The sequence below is a fragment of the Streptomyces sp. NPDC001443 genome, from assembly GCF_053597355.1.
In genome coordinates, this window is the sequence record NZ_JBSFIA010000054.1 from 14,430 (window position 1) to 37,003 (window position 22,574).

Consider the following 22,574-nt stretch of genomic DNA (forward strand, 5'->3'; position numbering starts at 1 on the left):
CTCGGTAACCGCCCGGCAACGCGCGGGCAACGCCGGTGACGCGGCCCGCACCTAATTTCTGTCGGGCGACAGAAACTCGGCCGTGCGTATCGACACCGGCACGAGTGAACACCGAAGACCAGCCGCACGAGCGAACCCGAGCCGGAGGTCCCGCGATGGCGACAGCGACCACACACCAAGCCCGCGCCCATGCGCGCGCCCAGGCGGGCGGACACGCCGACGCCATGCCCGTCGTACCTGCCGGGAACTGGCCGGCCCCGCCCTGCGAGGCGGGCCTGATGGTGTGGGCCGAGACCGTGGCCGGCGGCAACTACACCCACCGGGTCCTCGCCCGCGGCACCGAACTGCGCCTGACCGACCTGCGCGGCGACGCCTGCGCGCATCTGCTGCTGTTCGCCGCCGACCGCCCCTGGGAGCGCCTCAACGTCGCCGACACGGTCAAGGTCCAGTGGAACGCCTACCTGGGCGAGGGGCAGTTGCTCCTCTCCGACCAGGGCCGGGTCCTCGCCTCGGTCGTCGTCGACACCTCCGGCCGGCACGACACCCTGTGCGGCACCTCCACCCTCGTACGCAACACCGCGCGCTACGGCGACGGCACCGCGCAGTCCGCCTCCCCGGCCGGACGCGAACTGTTCAAGCTCGCCGCCGCCAAGAACGGCCTGGCCCCCCGCGACCTGCCGCCGTCCCTCTCCTTCTTCCAGGGCGTACGGGTCGGCCCGGACGGCGCCCTCGGCTTCACCGGCTCCGCGGGCCCCGGCGGCAGTGTCACCCTGCGCGCCGAGCAGGACGTGACCGTGCTGATCGCCAACGTGCCGCACCCGGCCGACCCCCGCCCGGACTACCTCAGCACCCCACTGGAGGTGCTCGCCTGGCGCGCGGCGCCCACCGGTCCCGGCGACCCGCTGTGGGACGCCACCCCCGAGGGCCGCCGCGCCTTCCTGAACACCACCGGATTCCTCGCCGCGAAGGGGCTCGCATGAACACCAAGACCGTGGTCCCCGCCCGTGCGGCCTGGAGTTGCGTCGTCCGCGCCGGTGACACGCTCACCATCACCGACCTGCACGGCAACCAGGCCGTCGACTTCCTCGTCTACGACGCCCACGACACGTCCGTGCGCTACAGCGCGCCCGACACGGTCCACGCCCAGGGCAACGTCTTCCTCACCACGGGCAGCGTGCTGCTGTCCAACGAACACACCCCTCTGATGACCGTGCTCGCCGACGACGTCGGGCGGCACGACACGATCGGCGGTGCCTGCTCCAAGGAGTCCAACACCCTGCGCTACGGCCACCACACCTGGTCGCAGCACGCCTGCGTGGACAACTTCCTCGCCGAGGGCGCCCGGCACGGCCTCGGCAAACGCGACCTCGTCTCCAACGTCAACTGGTACATGAACGTGCCCGTCGAACAGGACGGCACCCTCGGCATCGTCGACGGCCGCTCCGCGCCGGGCCTGGCCCTCACCCTGCGCGCCGAACGCGACGTCCTGGTCCTCGTCTCCAACTGCCCCCAGATCAACAACCCCTGCAACGGCTTCGAACCGACCGCCGTGGAGATGACGATCACCGGAGCGGACGCATGACCTTCGACACCCTGCTGGTCGCCAACCGGGGCGAGATAGCCGTACGGATCATCCGCACCGCCCGCGACCTCGGACTGCGCACCGTCGCCGTGTACTCCGACCCCGACCGCGGCGCCCCGCACGTCCGGCTCGCCGACGAGGCGGTGCGGCTCGGCCCGGCCCCCGCCAAGGAGTCCTACCTCGACGCCGACCTGGTGCTGAAGGCCGCCAAGGACACCGGCGCCGGCGCGATCCACCCCGGGTACGGCTTCCTCTCGGAGGACGCCGCCTTCGCGCGCCGCTGCGAGGACGCCGGCATCGTGTTCGTCGGCCCGACCCCGGACCAGCTCGAACTGTTCGGCGCCAAGCACACCGCGCGGGCGGCGGCCGAGCGGGCCGGGGTGGCCCTGGCCCCCGGCACCGGACTGCTGGCCTCCGTCGAGGAGGCGGTGGCGGCCGCCGAGCGCATCGGCTACCCCGTGATGCTCAAGGCCACCGGCGGTGGCGGCGGCATCGGCATGTCCGCCTGCCGCTCCGCCGCCGAACTCACCGAGGCCTGGGACCGCGTCCAGCGCGTGGCCGCCGCCTCCTTCGCCTCGGCCGGGGTCTTCCTGGAACGGCTCGTGGAACACGCCCGCCATGTCGAGGTCCAGGTCTTCGGCGACGGCGCGGGCCGGGTGGTCACCTTCGGCGACCGCGACTGCTCCCTGCAACGCCGCAACCAGAAGGTCCTGGAGGAGGCGCCGGCCCCCGGACTCCCCGCGCCGGTCCGCGCACAACTCGCCGACTCCGCACGCATGCTGTGCGCATCCGTCGACTACCGCTCCGCCGGAACCGTCGAGTTCGTCTACGACGCGGCCCGCGAGGAGGCGTACTTCCTGGAGGTGAACACCCGCCTCCAGGTGGAACACCCGGTCACCGAGGAGGTGTACGGCGTCGACCTGGTCGCCTGGATGCTGCGGCTGGCCCGCGGCGAACGCGACGTGGTGCGCGACCCCGGCACCCCGCGCGGCCACGCCGTCGAGGCCCGCCTCTACGCCGAGGACCCCACCCGCGATTACCGGCCCAGCGCAGGCCTGTTGACCCGCGTGGAGTTCCCGTCCGGGGTGCGCGTCGACGGCTGGGTGGAGACCGGCACCGAGGTGACGACGTCGTACGACCCGATGCTCGCCAAGGTCATCGCCCACGGCCCCGACCGGGAACACGCGCTGCGGCGGCTCGACGAGGCCCTCGCCCGCACCCGGGTCGACGGCATCGAGACCAACCTGGGCCTGGTGCGCGCCGCGCTGGCGGACCGGGACTTCCGGACCGCGGCCCACTCCACCGCCACCCTCGCCCAGGTCACCGATCCGACCCCGCGCGTCGAGGTCGTCTCCGGCGGCACCCTGACCACCGTGCAGGACTGGCCGGGCCGCACCGGCCACTGGCAGGTCGGCGTACCGCCCTGCGGCCCGATGGACGACCTGTCCTTCCGGCTCGGCAACCGCGCGCTGCACAACCCTGAGAGCGCGCCCGGCCTGGAGTGCACCCTCCAGGGCCCGACGCTGCGGTTCAGCCACGCCACGACCGTGTGCGTGACCGGCGCCGCCGCACCGGTCACCGTCGACGGCACGCCCGTCGCCCAGTGGGAGCCGGTGACCGTGCCGGCGGGCGGCGTCCTCGCGGTCGGGGCACCCGCCGAGCACGGCCTGCGCACCTACGTCCTGTTCGCGGGCGGCGGCCTCGACGTGCCGGCCTTCCTCGGCAGCGCGAGCACCTTCACCCTCGGCCGCTTCGGCGGGCACGGCGGGCGGACCCTGCGCACCGGCGACGTGCTGCACGGCGGCACGGTCGCCGAGGGCACCCCCGTGCCCCTCGCCGACCGGCCCGCCCACGGCGCCATCTGGCACCTGGGCGCGGCCGAAGGCCCGCACGCGGCACCGGAGTTCTTCACCCCCGACGACATCCGCGCCTTCTACGCCGCCGACTGGAAGGTCCACTTCAACTCGGCGCGCACGGGAGTGCGCCTGGTCGGGCCCAAGCCCCGCTGGGCCCGTACCGACGGCGGCGAGGCGGGCCTTCACCCGTCCAACATCCACGACACCCCGTACTCCGTCGGCGCCGTCGACTACACCGGCGACATGCCGGTGCTGCTCGGCCCGGACGGGCCCTCGCTGGGCGGGTTCGTGTGCCCGGCGACCGTGCTGAGCGGCGAGCGGTGGAAGCTGGGCCAACTGCGCCCCGGCGACACCGTGCGCTTCGTGCCCGTGGACGTCGACGGCTCGCCGCGCGCCGAGATCACCGACGGCGGGATCCTGGCCCGGGACGGCGACGTGACCTACCGGCGCAGCGGCGACGACAACCTGCTGGTCGAGTTCGGCCCGATGCAGCTGGACCTGGCGCTGCGCATGCGCGTCCACGCGCTGATGGAAGCGGTGGCCCAGGCCGGGCCGGACGGGATCGTCGACCTCACCCCCGGCATCCGCTCGCTCCAGATCCACACCGACCCCCGGCGCCTGGCGCTGCCCGAACTCCTCGCCCGCGTACGGGAGACGGTCGCCGCGCTGCCGCCCACCGACCGGCTCGTGGTCCCCTCGCGCACCGTCCACCTCCCGCTGTCGTGGGACGACCCGGCCACCCGCGAGGCGATCGCCCGCTACATGGCGGGCGTGCGCGACGACGCGCCCTGGTGCCCGTGGAACATCGAGTTCATCCGCCGCGTCAACGGCCTGGAGTCGGTCGCGGACGTGTACCGCACGGTCTTCGACGCGGAGTACCTGGTCCTGGGCCTGGGCGATGTGTATCTGGGCGCGCCGGTGGCCACACCGCTGGACCCGCGCCACCGCCTGGTGACGACGAAGTACAACCCGGCCCGCACCTGGACCGCCGAGAACTCGGTCGGCATCGGCGGGGCCTACCTGTGCGTCTACGGCATGGAGGGGCCCGGCGGCTACCAGTTCGTGGGCCGTACGACCCAGGTGTGGTCGCCCTGGCAGCAGCGCGGCGCCTTCGAGCCGGGCTCGCCCTGGCTGCTGCGCTTCTTCGACCGGATCAAGTGGTACCCGGTGGACGCGGACGAACTGCTGGAGCTGCGCGCCGACATCACCTCCGGACGCTTCGTGCCCCGGATCGAGGAAGGCACCTTCTCCCTCGCCGCATACCAGGACTTCCTCACCGAACACGCCGACTCCATAGGGGAGTTCAAGGAACGGCAGCAGTCGGCGTTCGCCGCCGAACGGGAAGCCTGGGCGGCGGCGGGCGAGTTCACCCGGGCGGAGGCGGCCGCCGCGCCCGCCGCTCCCCCGGCCGCGGTGACGGTCCCGCCCGGCGGCCGGCTGATCGAGGCGGAGTTCGCGGCCTCCGTCTGGCAGGTGAACGTCTCGCCGGGCGACGAGGTGGCCGCCGGACAGTCGCTGCTCGCGCTGGAGGCGATGAAGATGGAGTCCAGGGTGCACGCGCCGACCGCGGGTGTCGTCTCGGAGATCCTCGCCAGGCCCGGCGACCAGGTGGAGGCGGGCACGGCGCTGCTCGTCCTGGCCCCGGCCGACCGGCCCTGACCTCTCCGCACGCCCCCACCCCGCCCGCACCCTCCGGGCCCCGCCGTCCGGCCCCGACCGACCCGCCCGACCCGCCCGACGGCCCGTTCACCGCCCGGGCCGCCGAGATCGAAGGAGCACCCATGCCCTCCGTCCTGTCCCGAGTCCGGGCCGCCCACCGGCGCATCGAGGCCGTCGACCGCCCGGAGATCTGGATCGGTCTACGGCCGCGCGCCGAGGTCGAGGCCGAGGCCGAGACGATCGACGCGCGGGTGGCCGCCGGTGAGCGGCTGCCGCTCGCCGGGCGCCTGCTGGCGGTGAAGGGCAACATCGACGTGGCCGGTCTGCCCACCACGGCCGGCTGCCCCGGGTACGCCTACGCGCCGCAGGCCGACGCCCCCGTCGTGGCCCGGCTGCGCGCGGCCGGCGCGCTCGTCCTGGGCACCACCAACCTGGACCAGTTCGCGACCGGCCTGGTCGGCACCCGCTCCCCCTACGGCGCCGTCCGCAACACGCACGCCCCGGACCGGATCAGCGGCGGCTCCAGCTCCGGCTCGGCCGTCGCGGTGGCCCTCGGGATCGCCGATCTCGCCCTGGGCACGGACACCGCGGGCTCGGGCCGGGTACCGGCCGCCTTCAACGGCATCGTCGGCCTGAAGCCGACCCGCGGGCTGGTCCCCACCGCGGGCGTGGTCCCGGCCTGCGCGTCGATCGACTGCGTGACGGTGTTCGCCCGTACGCTCCCGGAGGCCGAGGAGGCGCTCGCGCACATGACGGTGCCGCCCGGCCGGCCGGTCCCCGCGCGCGCCCCCGGCCCGTGGCGGGTCGCGGTCCCGGCGCCGGAGCAGCTCGGCGAGCTCGACCCGGGCTGGGCCGAGGCCTGCGCGGCGGCCGTCACCCGGGTCGCCGCGGCGGGTGCCGACGTACGGACGATCGACCTCGCCCCGTTCACCGAGGCCGCCACGATGCTCTACGACGGCGCGTTCGTCGCCGAGCGGTACACCGCGGTCGGCAGCTTTGTCGACAAGTTGCTCGCCGAGGGCGGTGACGGCCTCGACCCCACCGTGGCCGGCATCATCACCCGGGCCCGCGACATCCCGGCACACCGGCTCTACGCCGACCAGGACCGCCTGGCCGCCCTGCGCAGCCGGGCGCTCGCGGAGCTCGCCGACGCGGACGCCCTGCTGCTGCCCACCGCACCGGGGCATCCCACCCTCGCCGAGGTGGCCGCCGACCCGCTGGGCGCGAACGCCCGCCTCGGCCGCTTCACCAACTCCACCAACCTGTTCGACCTGGCCGCGGTCGCCGTCCCGGCCGGGGAGGTGAACGGTCTGCCGTTCGGCATGATGCTGGTGGGCCCGGCGCACACGGACGAGCGGCTGGTCCGGATCGCCGCACTGCTCAGGCCCCCGGCGCGGCTGGCGGTGGTCGGGGCACACCTGTCGGGTCAGCCCCTCAACCCGCAGCTCCTGGCGCTGGGCGCCCGACTCGAGCGTACGACCACGACGGCGCCGCTCTACCGGCTGCACGCCCTGCGGACCGATCCGCCCAAGCCGGGGCTCGTCCACGTGGGCGAGGGGGGTGCCGGGATCGAGACGGAGATCTGGAGCCTCCCGGCGGAGGGCCTCGGCCTGCTGCTGACCGCCCTTCCACGCCCGATGGCCCTGGGCGGCGTGGAACTGGCGGACGGCAGCCGGGTGCCCGGCTTCCTGTGCGAGCCGGGCGCGCTCGCCGACGCCCAGGACATCACGTCGTACGGCGGCTGGCGGGCGTATCTGGACGCTGGACGGCAAGCTCCCTGAGGGGGCCGCCCGGGTGCGGCGGCTCACCCCCCGCACCCGTTCAGCCGTGCGGCTATCCCACCGACGAGTAGGCGACCACGCCCCGCAGCAGCAGGTCGACGGCCTTGCGGGCGTTCTTCGCCACGGTGGAACCCTCCGCCTGTGGGGCCGCCGCGATCTGCCCGAGCACGTCGATGACCTGCTTGCACCAGCGCACGAAGTCACCGGCCGGCATCTCCGCCTCGCGCAGCACCTCGTCGAGGCCCTTCCCGGACGCCCACATGTACGCGGACCAGGCGAAGCCGAGATCGGGCTCGCGCTGGCCGACGCCCTCGGTCTGGTTGATCCGGAAGTCCTCCTCCAGCGCGTCCAGCCGGCCCCAGATGCGGACCATCTCGCCGAGCGCGGCCTTGGCCTTGCCCGAGGGCACCTTCGGCGCCATCGCGTCGTCCCCGACCCGCGCCTCGTACACCAGCGCCGAGACGCACGCGGCGAGTTCGGCCGGGGCGAGCCCCTCCCAGACACCGGCGCGCAGACATTCGCTGGCCAGCAGGTCGAGTTCGCCGTACAGCCGGGCGAGCCGCTTGCCGTGCTCGGTCACCTCGTTGCCGCGCAGGTAGTCCAGCTCGGTCAGGAGCGCGACGATGCGGTCGAAGGTGCGGGCGATGGTGTTCGTCCGGCCCTCGATACGGCGCTCCAGCTGCGAGGTGTCGCGCAGCAGCCGGTGGTAGCGCTCGGCCCAGCGGGCGTGGTCCTCCCGCTCGTCGCAGCCGTGGCAGGGGTGGGCGCGCAGCGCGGTGCGCAGCCGGGCGATCTCCCGGTCGTCGGCGGCCGGCGAACGCTGCTTGCGGGCCCGCTCCGGCGGGATGTGCCCGGCCTTGGTGCGCAGCGCGGAGGCGAGGTCCCGGCGGGACTGCGGGGAGCGCGGGTTGAAGGACTTCGGGATCCGCATCCGCTCCAGGGCCTCGACGGGCACCGGGAAGTCCATCGACGCCAGCCGCTTGACCTGCCGTTCGGCGGTCAGCACCAGGGGGCGCGGTCCGTCGTGCTGTTCGAAGCCGCGGTGACCGTTGGACCGCCCGGCGGGCAGCCCGGGGTCCAGGACCAGGGCCAGACCGGCGTACTTGCCGGTGGGCACGTGGATGACGTCACCGGGCTTGAGCTTCTCCAGGGCCACGGCGGCCTCGGCGCGCCGCTGCGTCGCGCCCTGGCGGGCCAGCTCGGTCTCGCGGTCCTTGAGTTCGCGGCGCAGCCCGGCGTACTCCTCGAAGTCGCCGAGGTGGCAGGTCATGGAGGTCTTGTAGCCCTCCAGTCCCTCCTCGTTGCGCTGCACCTGACGGGAGATCCCGACGACCGACTTGTCGGCCTGGAACTGGGCGAAGGACGTCTCCAGCAGTTCGCGCGAGCGGTGCCGGCCGAACTGCTCCACCAGGTTGACCGCCATGTTGTACGACGGCTTGAAGCTGGAGCGCAGCGGATACGTGCGGGTGCCGGCGAGTCCGGCCAGGTGGTCGGGGTTCATGGCGCGCTGCCACAGCACCACCGCGTGGCCCTCGACGTCGATGCCGCGTCGGCCGGCCCGGCCGGTCAGCTGCGTGTACTCGCCTGGGGTGATGTCGGCGTGCTGCTCGCCGTTCCACTTGACGAGTTTCTCCAGCACCACCGAGCGGGCGGGCATGTTGATGCCGAGGGCGAGGGTCTCGGTGGCGAACACGGCCTTGACCAGGCCGTGGACGAAGAGTTCCTCGACGACCTCCTTGAACGTCGGCAGCATGCCCGCGTGGTGGGCGGCGATGCCCCGCTCCAGGCCCTCCAGCCACTCGTAGTAGCCCAGGACGTGCAGGTCCTCGGAGGGGATGGAGGCGGTGCGCTCCTCCACGATCCGGCGCACCTTGGCCCGCGCCTCGTCGTCGTTGAGCCGCAGGCCCGCGTAGAGGCACTGCTGCACGGCTGCCTCGCAGGCGGCGCGGCTGAAGATGAACGTGATGGCGGGCAGCAGCCCTTCGGCGTCGAGGCGTTCGATCACCTCGGGACGGCTGGGCGTCCAGATCCGCGAGCGCTGCCTGCGCTCGCGCTCCCGGTCCGCCTCGCGCATGGCGCGGCCGCGTCTGCGGTCCTGGTAGGAGGGCCGACTCGCCTCCGTCCTGGCCAGCCGGGTGAGATCGGGGTTGACCGCCCGCTTGCGGCCCTCGCCCTCCTCGAACAGGTCGTACATCCGCCGGCCGGCGAGCACGTGCTGGAACAGCGGGACCGGCCGGTGCTCGGAGACGATCACATCGGTGTCGCCGCGGACGGTGTCGAGCCAGTCGCCGAACTCCTCGGCGTTGGACACGGTCGCCGACAGCGAGACGAGGGTGACCGACTCGGGCAGGTGGATGATCACCTCTTCCCAGACCGCGCCGCGGAAGCGGTCGGAGAGGTAGTGCACCTCGTCCATGACCACGTACCCGAGGCCCCGCAGGGTCTGCGAGCCGGCGTACAGCATGTTCCTGAGCACCTCGGTGGTCATCACGACCACCGGGGCTTCGGAGTTGACGCTGTTGTCGCCGGTGAGCAGGCCGACCTTGTCAGCGCCGTAACGGCGGCACAGATCGGCGTACTTCTGGTTCGACAGCGCCTTGATGGGTGTCGTGTAGAAGCACTTCTTGCCCTCTTGCAGGGCGAGGTGGACGGCGAACTCGCCCACGATCGTCTTGCCGGAGCCGGTGGGTGCGGCGACCAGCACGCCCTTGCCCGCCTCGAGCGCCCGGCAGGCCTCTATCTGGAACGGGTCGAGGCCGAAGTCGTACATCTCGCGGAAGGAGGCGAGCGCGGTGGCCTGCTCGGCCGCACGCCTGCGTGCGGCGGCGTACCGCTCGGCCGGTGAGAGGTCCTCTGTCATCGTGCTTTCGAGCGTACCGGGCGCCACTGACAACAGGACGATCATTATCCGGATCCAGGTCCGTGAAACCTTGGATCCGCCCAGCTCACGGCGTCGGTGGCGGCCTGCTGTCCGGGGTGGGCGCACGACCTCGCCCGGGGCGGGACGCGCGGTCCCGCCCGAGGCGGGACGCCCGGCCGGGCCCCGGAAGCGCAGAACGGCCGGCGACGCCCGGTGGGCGCCCCGGCCGCGTTCCGCGGTGGAGCCGAAGATCCTCAAGAGGGGGCTGAGAGGGGGCGGAGAGGAGCCGGCGGGGCGGGGGCGTGCCGTCCGCGGCCGGCCTTGCGCCTGCCGCCGGTGGGCGCCGCCCGCCCGGGCCGTCCGCCCGTCAGGTCACGTCGTCGTATCCGTTGACCCGGTCCGTGGTCGCCTGCTCCGGCAGCTGCCGCCCGGCCGCCACGGCCTCGGTCTCGCCGATGTCCTCGGGAGTGAGGTCAAGCTCGGACGCCTCGTCGTCGCCGGGACCCGCTTCCGCACGGCGGCGCTTGCGCCGGTCGTTCATCAGGGAGAAGACGACCGCGGCGAAGTAGAGCACCCAGATCGGTCCGGCCAGCGCCAGCATGGAGATGGGGTCGGTACTGGGCGTGGCCACGGCCGCGAACACCGTGATGCCCATGATCATGCCGCGCCACCAGCCGAGCATGCGGGTACCGGTGAGGACACCGGTCAGGTTGAGCATGATCAGCAACAGCGGCAGTTCGAAGGAGAGGCCGAAGACGACCACCATGCGCGTGACGAGCTGGAGCAGGTCGTCCAGCGGCAGCAGGTTGTCGACGCCGTGCGGCGTGAACTGCATCAGCACCTGCGCCGTGGTCGGCAGCACCCGGTAGGCGAAGTACGCGCCACCGAGGAACAGCGGCACGCCGCTCGCCACGAAGCCGTAGGCGTACTTCTTCTCGCTACGGTGCAGTCCGGGCGCGACGAACGCCCAGAGCTGGTAGAGCCAGACCGGCGAGGCGAACACCACGCCGGCCATCAGGGAGACCTGGAGGGCCAGCGTGAAGGGGGCGAGGAGGCCGTTGATCGTGATCCGCGCGCACTGCTGCCCGTCCGCGGTCTGTGCGGCCAGTTCCTCGAAGGACTTCCCGCAGCCGACCGAGTCCAGGATCGGCTTGGTGAGGAAGTTGATGATCTCGTTGTAGAAGAAGGCGGCGACGACCGTCACGACGACGATGGCGAGCATCGCCTTCGCGAGCCGGTTGCGGAGCTCGCGAAGATGATCCGCGAGGGGCATCCGCCCCTCCGGGTCCTTCTCCTGACTGCGGGCAGGCTTCAGCAACCCACGTTCCCATCTCGTACGGCGGGCCGGGGTTCACCGGCCCCGCGTCAGCGCTTGGTGGTGTCCGTCGGCTCGGCGACCGGGCGGGAGCTGGTCACGTCGCCGGGGGCTGCCTGGATGGTGCGCTGCGCCGGGGGCTGCTCGTCGGTGGCGGGAGCCTGGGCCGGGGCGGTGCTGCCCTCTTCCTTCATCGCCTTGGCCTCGCTCTTGAGGATCCGCGCGGACTTGCCGAGCGAACGCGCCATGTCCGGAAGCTTCTTCGCGCCGAACAGCAGGATGATGACGACGAGGATGAGAATGATCTCGGGAGCTCCGAGCCTTCCGAACATAAGTCTTTACCTTCTCACCGAGGCGGCTGGGTGGGACGTGCTGTCCGACCAGTCGGACGCATATCCGAACGATCGTCTCAGCGATCGTAACGCTCAGGGGTGAACGCGAAGCAATCCCCGTGCGTACTCCCGGTCCGCGGCGTGGGCCTCGTTCTCCGCACCGCGATCAGCAGGGTACCTGCCCCGGCGACCCGAACGACAGGGCGAAGTCCCGCGAAACGCCGCCCTGTACGGACTCACACCAGGCCCATACCAACGCCACAGCGCCGCTCACAGCGCGTCCACGGCGCGGGCGGTGCTCACCGCGGCCTTCTCCAGGTCCTCGGCCGCCCTGTTGATACGGCGTGCCGAGTCCGCGACCTGCCGGCCGAGACGCTGCGCCTCCAGGAACACCCGCACGGCGAACACGCCCAGCACGGCGAGACCCAGGAAACCCACAGCTACCGCGAACATCGGCCAGAACATGGGCCGAGCCTAGTAGGTCCCGCACCGGCCACCGCAGCCGCTCCCCCGGGCCCGCCCCACCTGTGCCGCGTGCCCGGCGTGTCGGGCTCTCCCGAAAGGGTGCTAGGGCGTGTTTCGAAAGTAGCGTCGTCCGCCCGAAGGGCGGGCCCGGCGGCGTCTGGTGCGATCGCAAGGCGGAGGGTCGCCCCGATACTGGTTGTATCGGGGCGATCCCGACAACGCAGCTGGGGGTGCCCCCTCCGGGGGAGCGCGTGCCAGGCGTCGCCGGGCAGACGGGACTTTCGAAACACGCCCTAGGCGGAGTGCAGCCGCAAGGTGCTGACTCCGCCTCCGGTCAGCAGTTCCACGATGCGCTCGCCGGCCGGCTTGCGGACGGACACGCCGCAGCCGGGGCAGGTGAAGGAGTAGAAGGTGGTGCGGCTGCTGGCACCGATCGCCAGGCGCAGAGCGCTCGCGGCGAGCTCGAAGCGGCCCCGGCAGTCCGGGCAGCCGGCTCTGAAGACCACCGGCCCCACGCTTCTCATCCCCGCGAACGCGGCCGCCACCGACATGCCCCGGACCCCGGACCTCAACGACTCGCTCAAGAACTCGGCTCCCGCCTGTCGTCCCGTCCGGCACGGTCCCCGCGCGCCCCCGCGCCGCTCACCCGCCGGCCCCCTCGATCCCGTCGTACGCCGTCAGTGCCTCGCGGGCCGCCCGGCGCGCGCTGTCGGCCAGCTCCGGCGGCGACACGATCCGCCCGTCCGGGCCGAGCCGCAGTGCCAGCCGTCTGAGCGAGGCCGGGTCGGGCGTACGCAGAGTGATACGCAGACCGCCGTCGGGAAGTTCATCGGCACTGTCGTGCGGGTAGTACTCGGCGACCCAGCGCCCGCCGGGACCGACCTCGACGACGACCTCCGGATCCTCGGCGGCCGGCTGGACCAGCCCCTCCGACAGGTCCCTGAGCTCGACCTCCGGCGGCGCGGACGGCTCGTCGAGGACCTGGATCTCGGCGACCCGGTCGAGCCGGAAGGTCCGTCGGCCCTCCGAGCGGTAGCACCAGGCCTCAACATAGGTGTGTCCCACGCTGACGAGCCGGATGGGGTCGATCTCACGCTCGGTGACCTCGTCACGCGCGGGCGAGTAGTAGCGGATCCGCAGCCGGCGCCGCTCGGAGATCGCCCGGTCGACGTCGGCGAAGACCCCGCCCTCGGACTCGAAGGTCACCGACAGCCGGGAGCTGGCCCCGGCCGCCTCGCCTGCCGCCGCCTCCACCTTGGCGGTCGCCCGCAGCAGCGCCTGCCGGTCGCCCTCACGCAGCCCCGGCAGGGTCGACACGGCACGCGCGGCCACCAGCAGGGCCGTCGCCTCGTCCGCGGCCAGCCGCAGCGGCTCGGCCGCGTCCGCCCCGAGCGCCGCCGGGTTGTGCCACCAGATCCGCTCGCCGTCGGTGTCGATGTCGAGCAGATCGCCGCCGCGGAAACTGGTGCCGCACATGGGCAGCACGTCGAGGTCCGAGACCAGCTCGTCCTCGCTGATGCCGAAGGCGCGCGCCACGTCCTCGATCCGGGCGCCGGGACGCTCCCGCAGATACGTCACCAACGAGAGCATCCGCCGGGTCTGGTCGATGGCGTTCGTGGGCCTGACCGGTTTGCCTGCCACTGTGTTGCTCGCTCCCCCTCAGCCCTTGGCCACGGCGCGCAGCCGCTCCAGCACGTCGGCCCGCAGCTCCGCGGGCTCCAGGACCACCACGTCCGGCCCGAACTCCACCAGCCACGCGTCCAGTCCGTGCCCGTACGGAATCTCCAACTCGTCCCAGCCCTGACCGAGTTCCCGCACCTCGGTGGCCTTCGCCCGCAGCGGGTAGCCCGCGCCCTGGCGCAGCCGGATCAGGGCGCTGCGGTCGGCGGTCTCCCCCGCCCAGCTCGCCACCGTCTCGCGCACGGTGACCACGTCGGGGACCTCGGCGGTGAAGCGGCCGCCCCGGCTGCGCACCTTGCCGGTGATCCGGGACAGCCGGAACACCCGCTCGGCCCCCCGGTCGCGGTCCCAGCCCGCCAGGTACCAGTGGCCGCGCCAGCACTCCAGGGCCCACGGCTCGACCTGCCGGGGCTCGGGGCGGGCGGCGGTGGCCTTGCGGTAGTCGAAGACGACCGGACGGCGGTCGCGGCAGGCCAGCATCAGCGGCTCGAAGGCGGCCTCGTGCACCGGGATCCGGGGCTCCAGGGCGCCGTGGGCCTCGTAGGGGTCGACGTCCTCGGGCAGTCCGGCCGCGCGCAGCTTCTGCAGGGCGCCGCTGGCGGCGCCGGCCAGCCGGGCCTGCTGCCAGACCTTGGCGGCCAGGCCGAGCGCGGCGGCCTCCTCGGCGTCGAGCGTGATGGGCGGCAGCCGGTTGCTGTCACGGCGGGCCAGATAGCCGACCTCGCCGTCCAGGTTCTCGACCGTCTCGATGACCAGACCGAGCTCGCGCAGGTCGTCCTTGTCCCGCTCGAACATGCGGTTGAAGGAGTCGTCGCTCCCGGCCTCCAGATAGGCCTCGATGGACTCACGCAGCTCACGCTTGCTGAGCGGCCGCCGCGTCCCCAGCAGACACAACGCCAGGTTCATCAGCCGCTCGGCCTTGGCAATGGCCATCGACGCCCTTCGCCTTCCCTATGGTGCTTCCGACCGATGACCGTACCGCCCAGCGGTGCCGCGGCAAAAGCCGAGGGCCCATGCCCGACAGGCATGGGCCCCAGGCGATCGGGTCCGATCGCTCGACGATCAGACTCCGAGCAGGTCGACCACGAAGATCAGCGTCTCACCCGGCTGGATCGCCGGGGTCGGGCTCTGGTCGCCGTAGGCGAGGTGGGCGGGAATCGTCAGCTGGCGACGGCCGCCGACCTTCATGCCCTGCACACCCTGGTCCCAGCCCTTGATGACCCGGCCGCCACCGAGCGGGAAGCGGAACGGGTTGCCCCGGTTCCAGCTCGCGTCGAACTCCTCACCCGTGCTGAACGCGACACCCACGTAGTGCACCGTGACGGTCTGCCCCGCCTCGGCCACCGGACCGTCGCCCTCCCAGATGTCCTTGATCTCGAGGTCCGCCGGGGGGTTGCCCTCCGGAAAGTCGATCTCGGGCTTCTCGATGCTCACGTCTCTAGCTCCTGCTTGTCTGGATAAAGCAACGATCACAGTCTTACATCACGCGGCCTCACATCTTCGCGAGGATGTCCACCGTGAAAACCATCGTGGAGTCCTTGCCGATGCCACTGCCCTGCGGCGGGCTGTCCCCGTAACCCAGGGACGGCGGGACCACGATCAGCACCCGGCTGCCCACCTTCTTGCCCGTCAGCCCCTGCGCCCACCCCTTGACGACCTGCGAAAGACCGAACGACGTCAGCGACTTGCGCCCGTACGTCGAGTCGAACTCCTTGCCGTTGTCCCACAGCACACCCTTGTACTGCACCAGCACACTGTCCTGCGCCCCCACCGCGTCACCGTCACCCTCCAGGACGTAGTTCGCCACCAGATCCTTCGGCGGATCCGCCTTCGGCACCTCGATGGACGGCGCGTTGCCGTCGGTGTTCGTCCCCACCTTCGGCAGCTTCGCGTCGTCCTGCGCCACAGCCTTGCCCTTGGCGGAGCTCTTCGCGTTGAACGTGTCCTGCAGATCGACCACGAACACCAGCGTGTCGGTGCCCTTGATACCCGCCTGAGAGTTGCCGCCCTTGCCGTAACCCCAGGTCGGCGGCACCGAGAACTCCACCCGGCTGCCCGCCTTCTTACCCGTCAGCGCATACCGCCAGCCATCGATGATGCTGCCCTGCGCCAACTGGATGACCAACGGCGTCTTACGGTCCCAGGAGTTGTCGAACACCTTCGCCGTGTCCCAGATCTGCCCCAGGTAGTTCGCCTGGATGTAGTCGTTCTCCGCGACCGTCTGACCGCCGCCCGCGATCACCGTCTTCACCGCCAGCTGATCCGACGGCTCACCCGTCCCCTTGGCCACCGTCGGCTTCTCACCGAACTTCGTCCCCGCCGTGATCGCCGGCAGCGGACCGTCGACGATCTTCGGCGGCGGCGCCGACGACGGAGCCTCGGCAGACGGCGACTCGCTGACGCTCGTCTTGCTCTTGTCGGACTTGCCGTCACCGCACCCGGCGAGCGTGACCAGTCCAGCGGGAACTGCGGCAAGGATGAGAGAGCGTCGGCGCACGGTGTAAGCCTCGTAATCGGTCGATCTTGCGGATGGCGTGCGCGCAACTCTACGACGTCAAAAGGGCGCCGTACGGAAAACGTACGGCGCCCGCGTTGCGTTCCGGCACAGCACCGGAACGCCCCGCTCACATCCCGGCGATCAGCTTCTCCACCCGGTCGTCCACCGAACGGAACGGGTCCTTGCACAACACCGTGCGCTGCGCCTGGTCGTTCAGCTTCAGATGCACCCAGTCCACCGTGAAGTCACGACGCTGCTCCTGGGCCCTTCGGATGAAGTCACCGCGCAGCCTCGCCCTGGTCGTCTGCGGAGGCACCGACTTGCCCTCGAAGATCTTCAGGTCGTTGCAGATACGAGCGGCCTGCCCCTTCTTCTCCAGCAGGTAGTACAGACCACGACGCCGATGGATGTCGTGGTACGCGAGGTCTATCTGCGCCACCCGGGGATGCGACATCGTCATGTTGTGCTTCGCCCGGTACCGCTCGATCAACTGGTACTTCATCACCCAGTCGATCTCGGTGCCGATCCGGTCCAGATCCTCCGCCTCGATCGCGTCCAGCGTACGGCCCCACAGCTCCAGGACCTGCTCGACCGTACCGGTGCGGATACCACGGCGCTCACAGAAGTCCACGGCCTTCTCGTAGTACTCCCGCTGCACCTCCAGCGCGGAGGCCTCCCGGCCGCTCGCCAGACGCACCTTGCGACGCCCCGTGATGTCATGACTGACCTCACGGATCGCCCGGATCGGGTTCTCCAGCGTCAGATCCCGCATCACCGTGCCCGCCTCGATCATCCGCAGCACCAGGTCGGTCGCCCCGACCTTCAGCAGCATCGTCGTCTCCGACATGTTCGAGTCGCCCACGATGACATGCAGCCGCCGGTAACGCTCCGCGTCCGCGTGCGGCTCGTCACGCGTGTTGATGATCGGCCGGGACCGGGTCGTCGCCGAGGAGACGCCCTCCCAGATGTGCTCCGCCCGCTGACTCACGCAGTACACAGCCCCGCGCGGAGTCTGCAGAACCTTGCCCGCACCACACAGCAACTGGCGCGTGACCAGGAACGGAATAAGGATGTCCGCGAGCCGGGAGAACTCCCCGTGCCGCGCCACCAGATAGTTCTCGTGGCAACCGTAGGAGTTGCCCGCCGAGTCGGTGTTGTTCTTGAAGAGGTAGACGTCGCCCGCGATTCCCTCCTCGTGCAGGCGTCGTTCCGCGTCCACCAGGAGTCCCTCGAGAATGCGCTCGCCGGCTTTGTCATGAGTGACCAGCTCGGTCACGTTGTCACACTCGGGTGTCGCGTATTCCGGATGTGACCCGACATCGAGATACAGGCGGGCACCGTTTCGCAGAAAGACATTACTGCTGCGGCCCCATGACACGACACGGCGGAAGAGGTACCGCGCCACCTCGTCAGGCGACAGGCGGCGCTGTCCCCTGAACGTGCACGTGACGCCGTACTCGTTCTCCAGCCCGAAAATGCGGCGGTCCATGACTGAACATTACGCCCGATCCCCCGAGCTGAAACGGGGTTCGACAGCACGATTTGGATCATTTTCCGATGAAGCCGCAACCACAGCACCCCCCACAGGAACTGCGAGGACCCGCCCCGTGGCCAGCAGAACCAGCAACGACACCGCCCCCGCCACCCCCGGAACCGCGAAACCCCACACCGCACCACCCGCCTGGACGACCGGCCCCGCCAGCCCCGTCCCCAGCGACGCACCCACCGTGAACGTCGTCACGAGCCACGAGAACGCCTCGGTGACCGTCCCCCGCGGCGCATGCCGATCCACGATCACGAACGCACACGCGATCGCCGGCGCCAGGAACACCCCCGCAAGCGCCGTCAACGCCACCATCGCCACCGCACCCGGCATCGACATCAACGGCACGTAACACACCGCCAGAAACGCCACCAGCACCCGCAACCGCCGCTCCGGCACCCCCGGCCACGACCGCGCCCCGTACACCAGACCCCCCACCAGCGCACCCAGCCCGATCGCCGCCATCAGCCACCCGTACACCACGTCACCACCGTGCGCGTCCGCATACGGCACCGACGCCACCGTGATCGAACCCAACGCGATCCCCACGAAGAAGAACGCACCCAGCAGCGCCAGCAGACCCGGCGAGCGCAGCGCACCCAGCCAGTGCGCCTCCCGCGGCTCCGAACGCCACGCACGCGAAGGCGCCGACACCACCACCGACAGCGCCCCCAGCACACCCACCCCGTTCAGCACCAGCAACGCCGCCCGCTCCGACCACAACGACACGCACACCGTCACCAGCAGCGGCCCCACCGTGAACATCACCTCCTGCGCCACCGCGTCCATCGCGTACGCCGTGTGCACCCGCTCCTCCCCGCGCAGCACCCCCGGCCACAACGCCCGCAGACCACCCTCCAGCGGCGGCGTGAACAGCCCGGCCGCCGCCACCGCCGCATACGCCGCCGGCAGCGTGCCGAGGCCCACGACAGCGAACACCGCCATCGCCAGCGCCGAGGCCACCGCCGCCGGCAACTGCACCCGCGGCTGCCCGTACAGGTCGACCAGCCGCCCCAGCACCGGCTGCCCCACCGCGTTCGCCACCCCGTACACCGCCGCCAGCACGCCCGCCAGGCTGTACGTACCGCCCTGCGCCCGCACGAACAGCACGATCGCGATGGCCGCCGTCGCGTTCGGCAACCGGCCCACCAACGTGCCCACCAACAACCGGGCGGCATGCCTCGCCCTGAGGATCTCCAGGTAACCCGCGGCCATCCGCCTGCCTCCATCGCCTTGCCGGGACCGTGCGCCGCCCCGACGTGTTACGTATAACCCCCTCGCCCATACGTACCATGTGCGCTGTTCACCAGTCCAGACGAAGGAGCAAGCAGCCGGTGGCACCAGGAAGCACACGCCCCACGAGCCGCGACGTCGCCCAGGCCGCCGGCGTCTCCCAGGCCGCGGTCTCCCTGGTACTCGGCGACAAATGGCGCGGCCGCGTCTCCGCAACCACCGCCGAACGCGTCCGCCGAGCCGCAGACGACCTCGGCTACCGCCCCAACCTCGCCGCCCGCAACCTCCGCCTCGGCCACACCCGCACCGTCCTCCTCGTCATCCCCGCCCTCACCACCGAATTCTTCGCCGGCGTCTACACCGGAGCCGCCCGCATCGCTGCCGACCACGGCTTCGGCCTCGTCCTCTACCCCTCCCCCGAAGGCATCGGCCCCGCCCGCGACCCCTTCGCCTCCGCCCAGAGCGCCCTCGACGGCGTCATCGCCTCCTCCATGGCCGCCGACGCCCTCACCGCCCTGCGCGGCGGCGACCGCCTCCCCCTCGTCATGCTCGACAGCGACCCCCACGGCAGCCTCGGCGCCGCCACCGTCAACCTCGACATCGCCGACGGCGCCCGCCAGATCGCCGACCACCTCCTCACCCTCGGCCACCGCCGCTTCCTCCACCTCGCGGCCGACATCCCCTCCTGGACCTTCGAAGTCCGCGCCCGCGAACTCACCACCCGCATCACCGCCGTACCCGGCACCACCATCACCACCGCCCGCGCACCCATCTCCATCGAAGACGCGGTCACAGCCACCACCACAGCCCTCGACACCCCCGGCCCCCACCCCACCGCCCTCGTCTGCGACGACGACAAACTCGCCGCCGGCGCCTACAAAGCCATCCGCCGCCTCGGCCTGCGCGTCCCCGACGACATCTCCGTCACCGGCGTCGACGACCTCGCCCTCGCCACCGCCATCGACCCCGAACTCACCACCGTCCGCCTCGACGCCGAACTCTTCGGCGAACGCGGCATGCAAGCCCTCCTCGCCGTCCTCGACGGCACAACCCCCCAAGCCGGCGACATCCCCGTCCAACTCGTCGTCCGCGGCTCCACAGCACCCCCCAGCACCCCCTGACGGCCCGCACGGACGGAACCGCCCCGGACAGCACCGTGCCCCCGACCGCCGTCACCGGCCGGGGGCACACACGGAGCGAACCAGGAACGAACTACAACTCCTTGCCGACGTCCCCAGCACCATCAGCGCCCTCGTCGGCGCTCTCCGCCTCCGACGTCGCACCCTGCGCCGCCAGCAACCGCGACAACTGCGGACCCACGATCCGCTTGAACTTCCGCGCCTGCGGACGCGTACGATCCAGCACCGCCACCTCCAGACGCTCGGCGGGAATCTCCCGCTGAGTGCCGTTGGTGTCCCGCGACAACGCCTGCACCGCCAGCTTCAACGCCTCCGACAGGCTCATCCCGTCCTCATGGCGCTGATCCAGATACGTACTGATCTGCTCCGCGTTACCGCCGACCGCCACCGAGCCGTGCTCGTCCACGATCGACCCGTCATGCGGCAGCCGATAGATCTGATCACCCTCCGGCGTCTCACCGACCTCCGCCACGACCAGCTCCACCTCGTACGGCTTCTCGGCCGCACTGGAGAAGATCGTGCCCAGCGTCTGGGCATAGACGTTCGCCAGACCACGCGCCGTCACGTCGTCACGGTCATAGGTGTAACCACGCAGATCCGCATAGCGCACACCACCGATCCGCAGATTCTCGTACTCGTTGTACTTGCCGGCGGCCGCGAAACCGATCCGGTCGTAGATCTCGCTGAACTTGTGCAGCGCACGGGACGGGTTCTCACCGACGAACACGATGCCGTCGGCATACTGGAGCACGACCAGACTGCGGCCACGCGCGATGCCCTTGCGGGCGTACTCCGCCCGGTCGGCCATCGCCTGCTGGGGTGAGACATAGAACGGCGTCGACACCGGTTATCCGTCCCTTTCTGTCGAAGTCACAAGATCACCTGAAAGAAGCACGACCGCCCACTACAGCAGCGCGGCACGCGGGCCGTCCGGCTGCTCCAGACGGCGCTCCAGAATCGAACGGGCGATCTCGGAGGACTCACCCTCGGTGAGCCGACGGAAACCGTCCTCGGTGATCACGGTGACGATCGGATAGATCCGGCGGGCGACATCGGGACCACCGGTCGCCGAGTCGTCGTCAGCCGCGTCGTACAGAGCCTGCACCACCAGCGTGGTGGCCTGGTCCTCGGTGAGGTCCTCACGGTAGAGCTTCTTCATCGCGCCCCGCGCGAAGATCGAACCCGACCCCGTCGCCGCGTAACCGTGCTCCTCGGAACGGCCACCCGTGACGTCGTACGAGAAGATCCGCCCCTTCGCCCGGTCCACGTCGAACCCGGCGAACAACGGCACCACCGCCAGCCCCTGCATCGCCATGCCGAGGTTGGAACGGATCATGGTCGACAGCCGGTTCGCCTTGCCCTCCAGCGAAAGCTGGGCGCCCTCGACCTTCTCGAAGTGCTCCAGCTCCAGCTGGAACAGCTTCACCATCTCCACGGCCAGACCGGCCGTGCCGGCGATGCCCACCGCCGAGTACTCGTCCGCCGGGAACACCTTCTCGATGTCCCGCTGCGCGATCATGTTGCCCATCGTCGCCCGGCGGTCACCGGCCAGCACGACACCGCCCGGGAAGGTCACGGCGACGATCGTGGTGCCGTGCGGCGCCTCGATCACGCCCTGCGTCGGGGGCAGTTGCCGCTTGCCGGGCAACATCTCCGGCTGGTGCTCGGAGAGAAAGTCCATGAAGGACGACGACCCAGGCGTCAGGAAGGCAGCTGGTAGACGCCCGGTGCTACGAGTGTTGGCTTCCACGCGTTTCCTTCCACGTATGCGGCAGCCCGCCTTATGGCATCGGGCCGATCCTTGAACTGCCCCAGTGCGGCATTGCAGCTGAAGCACAGTACGCCTCGGACCCTACCCGTCTCGTGGCAGTGATCCACATGAGCCGCCGGGGCTGACAAACATATGCAGCAGACGCCCCCTTGAGAAGCGATCAGCGCGTCACGCTCGGCTTCGGTGAGGCCGTAGTTGCGCTTCAGATGGCGCTGCCGCCCCTGGACCGCCCGGCACGCCTTGCAGCGTGTGGACAGCCCGTCCGATGCGGTGGCGTTGCGATGCCATTCGCTGTGCGGCTTGACCTCACCGCACGTCCGGCAGAGCTTGTGCCCGGGCGGAACGTCCACCTTCTCCCGCACCGGCTTGCCCATGACCTCCCGGCGGCGCCGGTAGTGCGCAGCGCTGTACTCCGCCACACACTCCCGGCACCGGGGCTGAAGGCCATCGCGCCGGTTCCTGTCGTTCGCGAACTCCCCGAAAGGCAAGTCGCGCCGACAACCCCTGCAGCGCTTCACGTTCGGATCGCCAGCCACTCCCGCTCCCCCGCCGCCTTGAATTCAAAGGCAGAAGTCGCCGCAGACCCTCTACTCTCCACCTTTTTGCACGAATGACCTCACGAAATCCTCGGCATTCTCCTCGAGTACATCGTCAATCTCGTCAAGAACCGAGTCCACGTCGTCGCTCAGCTTCTCGTGCCGTTCCTTGAGGTCGCCGGTCGCCTGCGCGTCCTGCGTCTGCTCCTCGACCTCTTCCGTGGAGTGCGTCGCCTTCTGCTGGCCGCCGCCGGTGTCCTTGGTCGCCATAACCCTCACCCCGCTCAGTTCGCCCGACATGGTCGACAGGTAGGCATTCCTGCCG

At 71.1% G+C, this 22,574-nt stretch carries 20 protein-coding genes; 5 read left to right on the forward strand and 15 right to left on the reverse strand.

What is annotated here, in order from left to right; translation table 11 throughout:
* The first annotated feature begins 155 nt into the window (after window positions 1–155).
* The 4 genes from ACWC24_RS37390 to atzF all read left to right on the forward strand — a co-directional run bounded on the left by ACWC24_RS37390 (window position 156) and on the right by atzF (window position 6,878).
* Window positions 156–980, forward strand: a complete 825-nt coding sequence (locus ACWC24_RS37390) for an urea amidolyase associated protein UAAP1 (protein WP_450667370.1) — start codon at window positions 156–158, stop codon at window positions 978–980.
* Window positions 977–1,582: an urea amidolyase associated protein UAAP2 gene (locus tag ACWC24_RS37395; RefSeq protein WP_450667371.1), complete on the forward strand. Its 606-nt coding sequence runs from the start codon at window positions 977–979 to the stop codon at window positions 1,580–1,582. The genes ACWC24_RS37390 and ACWC24_RS37395 overlap by 4 nt, the downstream gene beginning before the upstream one ends.
* Window positions 1,579–5,097: a 5-oxoprolinase/urea amidolyase family protein gene (locus ACWC24_RS37400; RefSeq protein WP_450667372.1), complete on the forward strand. Its 3,519-nt coding sequence runs from the start codon at window positions 1,579–1,581 to the stop codon at window positions 5,095–5,097. The genes ACWC24_RS37395 and ACWC24_RS37400 overlap by 4 nt, the downstream gene beginning before the upstream one ends.
* A gap of 122 nt (window positions 5,098–5,219) precedes the next feature.
* The gene (gene atzF / locus ACWC24_RS37405; RefSeq protein WP_450667373.1) at window positions 5,220–6,878 is read left to right on the forward strand and encodes an allophanate hydrolase; all 1,659 of its coding nucleotides are present in this window, start codon (window positions 5,220–5,222) and stop codon (window positions 6,876–6,878) included.
* Window positions 6,879–6,930: 52 nt separating this feature from the next.
* Here atzF and ACWC24_RS37410 read toward each other — a convergent pair whose 3' ends face one another.
* The 11 genes from ACWC24_RS37410 to ACWC24_RS37460 form a co-directional block, all read right to left on the reverse strand.
* A complete protein-coding gene (locus ACWC24_RS37410; protein ID WP_450667374.1) occupies window positions 6,931–9,783 on the reverse strand; it encodes a DEAD/DEAH box helicase in 2,853 nt (950 codons plus the stop codon).
* 322 nt (window positions 9,784–10,105) lie between these two features.
* Window positions 10,106–11,056 (reverse strand): twin-arginine translocase subunit TatC, encoded by a 951-nt coding sequence (gene tatC, locus ACWC24_RS37415; protein ID WP_450667375.1) that lies wholly within the window; start codon window positions 11,054–11,056, stop codon window positions 10,106–10,108.
* Window positions 11,057–11,103: 47 nt separating this feature from the next.
* Complete coding sequence (tatA, locus tag ACWC24_RS37420) at window positions 11,104–11,385, reverse strand: Sec-independent protein translocase subunit TatA (RefSeq protein WP_152894193.1); 282 nt, start codon at window positions 11,383–11,385, stop codon at window positions 11,104–11,106.
* A 270-nt stretch (window positions 11,386–11,655) separates the two neighbouring features.
* Window positions 11,656–11,850 carry a hypothetical protein gene (locus ACWC24_RS37425; protein ID WP_450667376.1) on the reverse strand — a complete coding sequence of 65 codons (195 nt, stop codon included), beginning with the start codon at window positions 11,848–11,850 and terminating at the stop codon, window positions 11,656–11,658.
* Window positions 11,851–12,143: 293 nt separating this feature from the next.
* Window positions 12,144–12,434 (reverse strand): hypothetical protein, encoded by a 291-nt coding sequence (locus ACWC24_RS37430; protein ID WP_152895484.1) that lies wholly within the window; start codon window positions 12,432–12,434, stop codon window positions 12,144–12,146.
* Window positions 12,435–12,492: 58 nt separating this feature from the next.
* Entirely contained in the window at window positions 12,493–13,491 is a 999-nt protein-coding gene (locus ACWC24_RS37435; protein WP_450667377.1) for a helix-turn-helix transcriptional regulator, read from the reverse strand.
* Between the two features lie 18 nt (window positions 13,492–13,509).
* The gene (locus ACWC24_RS37440; protein WP_450667378.1) at window positions 13,510–14,463 is read right to left on the reverse strand and encodes a helix-turn-helix transcriptional regulator; all 954 of its coding nucleotides are present in this window, start codon (window positions 14,461–14,463) and stop codon (window positions 13,510–13,512) included.
* A gap of 129 nt (window positions 14,464–14,592) precedes the next feature.
* Entirely contained in the window at window positions 14,593–14,964 is a 372-nt protein-coding gene (locus tag ACWC24_RS37445) for an FKBP-type peptidyl-prolyl cis-trans isomerase (RefSeq protein WP_351607766.1), read from the reverse strand.
* A 58-nt stretch (window positions 14,965–15,022) separates the two neighbouring features.
* Window positions 15,023–16,027 carry an FKBP-type peptidyl-prolyl cis-trans isomerase gene (locus ACWC24_RS37450; protein ID WP_450667379.1) on the reverse strand — a complete coding sequence of 335 codons (1,005 nt, stop codon included), beginning with the start codon at window positions 16,025–16,027 and terminating at the stop codon, window positions 15,023–15,025.
* A 127-nt stretch (window positions 16,028–16,154) separates the two neighbouring features.
* A complete protein-coding gene (pafA, locus tag ACWC24_RS37455) occupies window positions 16,155–17,516 on the reverse strand; it encodes a Pup--protein ligase (RefSeq protein WP_067429457.1) in 1,362 nt (453 codons plus the stop codon).
* A 9-nt stretch (window positions 17,517–17,525) separates the two neighbouring features.
* Window positions 17,526–18,785 carry an MFS transporter gene (locus ACWC24_RS37460; RefSeq protein ID WP_450667380.1) on the reverse strand — a complete coding sequence of 420 codons (1,260 nt, stop codon included), beginning with the start codon at window positions 18,783–18,785 and terminating at the stop codon, window positions 17,526–17,528.
* A 119-nt stretch (window positions 18,786–18,904) separates the two neighbouring features.
* Here ACWC24_RS37460 and ACWC24_RS37465 point away from each other — a divergent pair, with 119 nt between their 5' ends.
* Window positions 18,905–19,924, forward strand: coding sequence for a LacI family DNA-binding transcriptional regulator (locus tag ACWC24_RS37465; RefSeq protein ID WP_450667381.1), 1,020 nt, complete (start codon window positions 18,905–18,907; stop codon window positions 19,922–19,924).
* Between the two features lie 91 nt (window positions 19,925–20,015).
* On the opposite strand, the gene prcA is transcribed toward ACWC24_RS37465, so the two are convergent.
* Genes prcA through ACWC24_RS37485 form a run of 4 tightly spaced genes read right to left on the reverse strand, consistent with a single transcriptional unit; the run spans window position 20,016 to window position 22,519 of the window.
* Entirely contained in the window at window positions 20,016–20,786 is a 771-nt protein-coding gene (gene prcA / locus ACWC24_RS37470; protein WP_450667382.1) for a proteasome subunit alpha, read from the reverse strand.
* Between the two features lie 60 nt (window positions 20,787–20,846).
* Window positions 20,847–21,692 carry a proteasome subunit beta gene (gene prcB, locus ACWC24_RS37475; RefSeq protein ID WP_351620632.1) on the reverse strand — a complete coding sequence of 282 codons (846 nt, stop codon included), beginning with the start codon at window positions 21,690–21,692 and terminating at the stop codon, window positions 20,847–20,849.
* Window positions 21,644–22,249, reverse strand: a complete 606-nt coding sequence (locus ACWC24_RS37480) for an endonuclease VII domain-containing protein (RefSeq protein WP_450667383.1) — start codon at window positions 22,247–22,249, stop codon at window positions 21,644–21,646. The genes prcB and ACWC24_RS37480 overlap by 49 nt, the downstream gene beginning before the upstream one ends.
* A 51-nt stretch (window positions 22,250–22,300) precedes the next feature.
* Window positions 22,301–22,519, reverse strand: a complete 219-nt coding sequence (locus ACWC24_RS37485; RefSeq protein WP_152895289.1) for a ubiquitin-like protein Pup — start codon at window positions 22,517–22,519, stop codon at window positions 22,301–22,303.
* Window positions 22,520–22,574 lie beyond the last annotated feature (55 nt).

What these genes read in the sequence shown, in the direction of transcription:
- ACWC24_RS37410 (WP_450667374.1), bottom strand. Translation starts at nt 9,783, where the DNA reads ATGATCGTCCTGTTGTCAGTGGCGCCCGGTACGCTCGAAAGCACGATG.
- tatA (WP_152894193.1), bottom strand. Translation starts at nt 11,385, where the DNA reads ATGTTCGGAAGGCTCGGAGCTCCCGAGATCATTCTCATCCTCGTCGTC.
- ACWC24_RS37395 (WP_450667371.1), top strand. Translation starts at nt 977, where the DNA reads ATGAACACCAAGACCGTGGTCCCCGCCCGTGCGGCCTGGAGTTGCGTC.
- pafA (WP_067429457.1), bottom strand. Translation starts at nt 17,516, where the DNA reads ATGGACCGCCGCATTTTCGGGCTGGAGAACGAGTACGGCGTCACGTGC.
- ACWC24_RS37400 (WP_450667372.1), top strand. Translation starts at nt 1,579, where the DNA reads ATGACCTTCGACACCCTGCTGGTCGCCAACCGGGGCGAGATAGCCGTA.
- ACWC24_RS37485 (WP_152895289.1), bottom strand. Translation starts at nt 22,519, where the DNA reads ATGGCGACCAAGGACACCGGCGGCGGCCAGCAGAAGGCGACGCACTCC.
- ACWC24_RS37460 (WP_450667380.1), bottom strand. Translation starts at nt 18,785, where the DNA reads ATGGCCGCGGGTTACCTGGAGATCCTCAGGGCGAGGCATGCCGCCCGG.
- ACWC24_RS37390 (WP_450667370.1), top strand. Translation starts at nt 156, where the DNA reads ATGGCGACAGCGACCACACACCAAGCCCGCGCCCATGCGCGCGCCCAG.
- atzF (WP_450667373.1), top strand. Translation starts at nt 5,220, where the DNA reads ATGCCCTCCGTCCTGTCCCGAGTCCGGGCCGCCCACCGGCGCATCGAG.
- ACWC24_RS37425 (WP_450667376.1), bottom strand. Translation starts at nt 11,850, where the DNA reads ATGTTCTGGCCGATGTTCGCGGTAGCTGTGGGTTTCCTGGGTCTCGCC.
- ACWC24_RS37440 (WP_450667378.1), bottom strand. Translation starts at nt 14,463, where the DNA reads ATGGCCATTGCCAAGGCCGAGCGGCTGATGAACCTGGCGTTGTGTCTG.